Consider the following 4,730-nt stretch of genomic DNA (forward strand, 5'->3'; position numbering starts at 1 on the left):
CGGCCCCGCCCTGTGCCGCGCCCCGCACCCACCGCGGCGCCCCACGGCGGGCTCTGCCCGCAGCGTGCCACTGTCGGAAAGGGCTTGCAGCACCGGCATCCATTGCGCCTCGTAGCCATCCTTGATGTTCGCAATACCCAGACGCTGCCCGGCCGTGAGGGAACGCCACTCATACAGCATGACGGGAATGAAGTCGCTGTCGGGCCCGAGCAGAATCTCGAAATGACTACGCACCAGCGAGCGCAGCCGCGCCCTGGGCGACGCATCGGCCGGCAAAAGGTCAAGCGCCGCCTGCTGGCTTTTTGCGGCCTGCGCCATGCCCTCTTCCATCACCACATAAAGCAGCGCGCTTTTACTTTTGAAGTGATAAAAGGGCGAGCCGCTGCGCATGCCGGCAGCGGCAGCAATTTCGCGCGTGCTGGCAGCAGCAAAACCCTTGCTGCGGAACAGCCGCGCCGCGCCGTCAATGATCAGGCGCCGGCGGTTGCCGTCGTCGAGCTCGCCTGGCGTCTTGCGGGGCCTGCCCCGCGCGCGGTGGGTTTCCCCCGCTTCGACTGGCAGCGCCAATCCCTGCAAGACGGCCGAAGCCCGGAAGGGTCGCCTCGAAGCAGGCTTCGCGACACCTGCGGAAGGCAAGCGGTTAAAGCTCGTTTTTTTCATGGCAACCAAGATAACTGATTGTCTTAATTTCAGCAAGCGACTGCTTTTTATAAATCGGCCTCAAACTTCGGCACGCCGGACTCGGCCAGCGCCGGTACCTCGGCAGCTGTGCAATCCGCGTGGACGACAGCACGGCCAGCACGCGCACCTTGCCGGCGCGAATTTGCGCCAGGCCGCCGGCGGTGTCCGCTACCATCAAAGGCAACTGCCCGCTCATCACGTTCTGGATCGCGATGGCGGTGCCGCGATAAAACACATGCACAATTTAGTTGCTTGTGCGTTCCTTGGTGAATTCCATCGGCAGATGGTGCGGGTTGCCGACACCGGGCGAGGCCTCCCAAAGCAACCCATGGGCAGCAGCAGGTTTTTATCACCCAACTGCGCCTGCGCCGCCAATAAGAACCGCCAGTGCCGGCACAATCCTGAGCGTGACTTCCGAGCTTCTGACCACCCATTTCCCCGGCCCCGCCCGGCCGCGACGCGTTGCCCACCTCGACATGGATGCATTTTTTGCATCGGTCGAGTTGTTGCGCTACCCCCAACTCAAGGGATTGCCGGTGGTGATTGGCGGCGGCAGACGCAGTGTGGACGAAGCGCTGCTGGCCAAAGAGGGCGGACGGGCGCTGCGATTCATACCGGTGGCCGACTTTCCCCTGCTCAAGGATTACGTGGGCCGCGGTGTGATCACCACGGCAACCTATGCGGCGCGGCAGTTTGGCGTGGGGTCGGCCATGGGCATGATGAAGGCGGCCAGACTGTGCCCGCAGGCCATCGTGCTGCCAGTCGATTTTGACGAAATACGCAAATACTCGCGCCTCTTTAAAAGCACCGTCACGGAAATTGCCCCACTGATGCAGGACCGCGGCGTGGACGAGGTCTATATCGACTTCACCAACGTGCCGGGAGGCCAGCGCGAAGGCGGCCGCGTGCTGGCCCGGCTGATCCAGAAAGGCATTTTTGACAAGACCGGTCTGACCTGCTCGATCGGCGTGGCACCCAACAAACTGCTGGCCAAGATGGCCAGCGAGTTCAACAAACCCAATGGCATTTCGATTGTTCAGGAGAGCGACCTGCAAACCAGCATCTGGCCGCTTAACGTCCGCAAGATCAATGGCATTGGTCCCAAGGCTGGCGAAAAGCTGGCCAGCCTGGACATCCACACCATTGGCCGGCTAGCGGAGCAGGATCCGCAGTGGCTGATCGCCCGCTTCGGCAAAGCCACGGGGGCCTGGATGCATGAGGTCGCCTGGGGCCGCGATGACAGCCCGCTCGTGCTGGAGAGCGAGCCCGTCAGCATCAGTCGGGAAACCACCTTTGACCGCGATCTGCACGCGGTACGCGACCGGCAGGAACTCGGCCAGATTTTCACCGGGCTTTGCAGCAAACTGGCCCTGGACCTGCAACGCAAAGGTTATGTCGCCAAAACCATCGGCATCAAGCTGCGCTATGACGATTTCAGGATTTCTACCCGTGATCAGACGGCTCCGACTTACACGGCCGACGCCGCGACCATTCGCAAATTGGCAGGGCTTTGCCTGAAGCGCGTGCCCCTGGACAAACGCCTGCGCCTGCTGGGGGTTCGTGCCAGCGCCTTGGCAAAAGCCGGCTCAATTCCTGTTTTTGAGCAAAATACGTCTCTTGTCCAATCAATACGGCCACAAGACGCTATTAATATAATAGCAACAGATCAACTTTTCTAGCGCTGCAGACCACGAACACGAGCCGGTCTCACTTCAACTGCGCAAGATAGGCAATCAGGTCGGCGCGCTCCTGTTCGCTTTCCACCTGAAAGCCCATGCGCTGCCCTGCTATTAGCTCCTCGGGATCTTCAAGCCAGGCATTGAGCGTTTGCGGCGTCCAGCGCAAACGCGACTGGGCCAGTTCGATTGAGTATTTGTAGCCCGGCATGCTACCCACGCGTCGACCCATCACCCCGCGGTGGGCTGGACCAGTTTTGTTGCTGTCCACCGCGTGGCAGGCCGTGCAACGCTCTTGGTAGAGGGCCATGCCGCGCAGGGCGTCGCCCAACGGGGGCGTGCGCCACTGGCGCAACGGAGCAGCCGCAGAAACCGTCTGGGCGCAAGCCCCGGCGCAAGCAAGCGCCAAGCTTAGGAGAACTGCCGTGCCGGCCGATATTTCCACGCGTGGCGCTACCCCGCCAGAACTCGTGCAAACGAGGGGATCTTGCGGCTTGTCGTCTGCATTCATCGGCATTTTTCTCATTTTTGGTTTTGGGCTGAGCGCCAGCCTGGCCGGTTCGCCAAGATCTTGAAGATACGTGATTTATTTGCACCCGGATTCATCCGGCAGCGCAAATTATTGAATCCAGCCGGACTCGCTTCCCGTATCATTTGTTCACAACTAATTACTTTTGATACTTTTAACCCCTCCAGGGCAGGATTTTTAATGACGATCAAACTCGCGACTTCCCTGATTGCGGCCTGCGCTTCTGTATTTTGTGCGGGCGCTCAGGCTGACACCGGAAAATTGCTGCTCACCGGGGGCGTCAGCACAATTGAAGGCGCGGCGGGCGGCGGGCTCACGCCCTGGGCGGTGATCGGCAGCAATGCGACCGCCGGCGAAACCGGCGCCTCGGCCTTTCTTACGAACGTCGGCACCAAGGACTATGGTCTCAACATCTATGGTGCCGCGCTGGGCGTTGACGACCGCTACGAGTTCTCGGTGGCCCGACAGGATCTGAACACCCGGGGCACCGGAACGGCGCTGGGCCTGCCTGGCCTGCACCTCAAGCAGACCATCCTGGGCGCCAAGGTCCGCGTGCTGGGTGATGCGGTGCTCGACAGCGACACACTCATGCCGCAAGTGGCGGTGGGCGTTCAATACAAGACTCTGGCATCAACCGGCTTTGACGCGACGCTGGACGCGCTGGGCGCCAAACGCAGCGGCACCGATTTTTATGTCAGCGCCAGCAAGCTGCTGTTGGGCCAGAGCCTGCTACTCAACGGCACGCTGCGTGCCACCAAGGCCAACCAGAACGGCCTGCTGGGCTTTGGCGCCACGCTCAATGGCGATGAAAGCCGCTACCGGCTGCAACCGGAGTTTTCGCTGGCTTATCTGTTGAGCAAAAACATCGCCATCGGTGCCGAGTACCGTTTCATGCGCAACCGGCTGGAAACAGCAGGCCGTGCGGCAAACCTGGGCAACGGACTGCGCTCGGAAGACTGGAAAGATATTTTCGTCGCATGGGCTCCGAACAAAAATTTCTCGCTCACGCTGGCCTATGTGGACCTGGGCGTAATCGTGCCGGCCACGACCGCCAGCCGCAAGCAGACCGGCTACTACCTGTCGGCCCAACTCGCCTTCTGAATTAACCCGACAACGGATACCCCGTCTTTGAAAGAACAAGCATGAAAAAATCCATATTCTCCATTGCATTGCTGGCTTCAAGCCTGTTCGTGGCCGGCCTGGGCTTTGCACAAACAAGCCCGAAAGACGACCAGTTGTACCAGGCCTTCGGCGAAAAAACCGGGCTGGTTTCACTGATGGACGACTTCATGGTGCGCCTGCTGGCCGACCCGCGTACCGGCCCGCACTTCCGGCCGGCCAACCAGCAGCATATCAAGGAGCAACTCGTCGAGCAGCTCTGCGCATTAGGCGGCGGACCTTGCGTTTACAAGGGCGTCGACATGAAAACAAGCCACGCCAATCTGGACGTCACCAAATCGGATTTCCATGCGCTGGTAGAGGTGCTGCAGCAAAGCATGGATGCCAGGGGGATTGCGTTTACCCGGCAAAACCAGATGCTGGCCCTGCTGGCCCCCATGCATCGGGACATCATTACGCCCAAGTGAATTGCCCCCGGCATCAACCTGATTCATCCCTAGGCGCTACACCCCACCTCATGAAAAAAATACTTCTTTTATCCGTACTTTCCACTTTATGCGCATGGGCGTCTGCTGGCAGCCTGGTGGTCGCCGTGCTGGACAAGGAAGGTAAACCGGTTCCCGACGCGGTGGTGGTGGTGATACCCGCCAACAAGACCGCTCTGCCCAAGACCGCCCTGCCCCAGCACGCCAACATCAGCCAGGAAAAAATGCAGTTTATTCCTG

At 60.4% G+C, this 4,730-nt stretch carries 6 protein-coding genes and 1 pseudogene; 4 read left to right on the forward strand and 3 right to left on the reverse strand.

Translation table 11 applies throughout. The features are described from left to right. Both HHJ19_RS01630 and HHJ19_RS17990 read right to left on the reverse strand, forming a co-directional pair. Window positions 1-660 (reverse strand): TetR/AcrR family transcriptional regulator (locus tag HHJ19_RS01630; RefSeq protein ID WP_296903508.1); only part of this gene is annotated, 660 nt, incomplete at its 3' end. Next, window positions 641-922 carry a tripartite tricarboxylate transporter substrate-binding protein gene (locus HHJ19_RS17990; protein ID WP_366929372.1) on the reverse strand — a complete coding sequence of 94 codons (282 nt, stop codon included), beginning with the start codon at window positions 920-922 and terminating at the stop codon, window positions 641-643. The genes HHJ19_RS17990 and HHJ19_RS01630, both read right to left, overlap by 20 nt. Window positions 923-1,157: 235 nt before the next feature. Here HHJ19_RS17990 and HHJ19_RS01635 point away from each other — a divergent pair, with 235 nt between their 5' ends. Continuing rightward, window positions 1,158-2,360 carry a DNA polymerase IV gene (locus tag HHJ19_RS01635; RefSeq protein WP_296903516.1) on the forward strand — a complete coding sequence of 401 codons (1,203 nt, stop codon included), beginning with the start codon at window positions 1,158-1,160 and terminating at the stop codon, window positions 2,358-2,360. A 28-nt stretch (window positions 2,361-2,388) separates the two neighbouring features. Here the strand turns inward: HHJ19_RS01635 and HHJ19_RS01640 are convergent, their stop codons facing one another. Next, the gene (locus tag HHJ19_RS01640; RefSeq protein WP_296903510.1) at window positions 2,389-2,868 is read right to left on the reverse strand and encodes a c-type cytochrome; all 480 of its coding nucleotides are present in this window, start codon (window positions 2,866-2,868) and stop codon (window positions 2,389-2,391) included. 198 nt (window positions 2,869-3,066) lie between these two features. On the opposite strand from HHJ19_RS01640, the gene HHJ19_RS01645 reads away from it, so the two are divergent. The 3 genes and pseudogenes from HHJ19_RS01645 to HHJ19_RS01655 form a co-directional block, all read left to right on the forward strand. After that, window positions 3,067-3,987 carry a DUF3034 family protein gene (locus tag HHJ19_RS01645; RefSeq protein WP_296903512.1) on the forward strand — a complete coding sequence of 307 codons (921 nt, stop codon included), beginning with the start codon at window positions 3,067-3,069 and terminating at the stop codon, window positions 3,985-3,987. 41 nt (window positions 3,988-4,028) lie between these two features. Beyond that, window positions 4,029-4,472, forward strand: a complete 444-nt coding sequence (locus tag HHJ19_RS01650; RefSeq protein ID WP_296903514.1) for a group 1 truncated hemoglobin — start codon at window positions 4,029-4,031, stop codon at window positions 4,470-4,472. A 50-nt stretch (window positions 4,473-4,522) separates the two neighbouring features. Further along, a pseudogene (locus HHJ19_RS01655) lies at window positions 4,523-4,730 on the forward strand (plastocyanin); the annotation flags it as partial.

Source organism: Polaromonas sp., assembly GCF_012927415.1.
Lineage (GTDB): Bacteria > Pseudomonadota > Gammaproteobacteria > Burkholderiales > Burkholderiaceae_C > Polaromonas.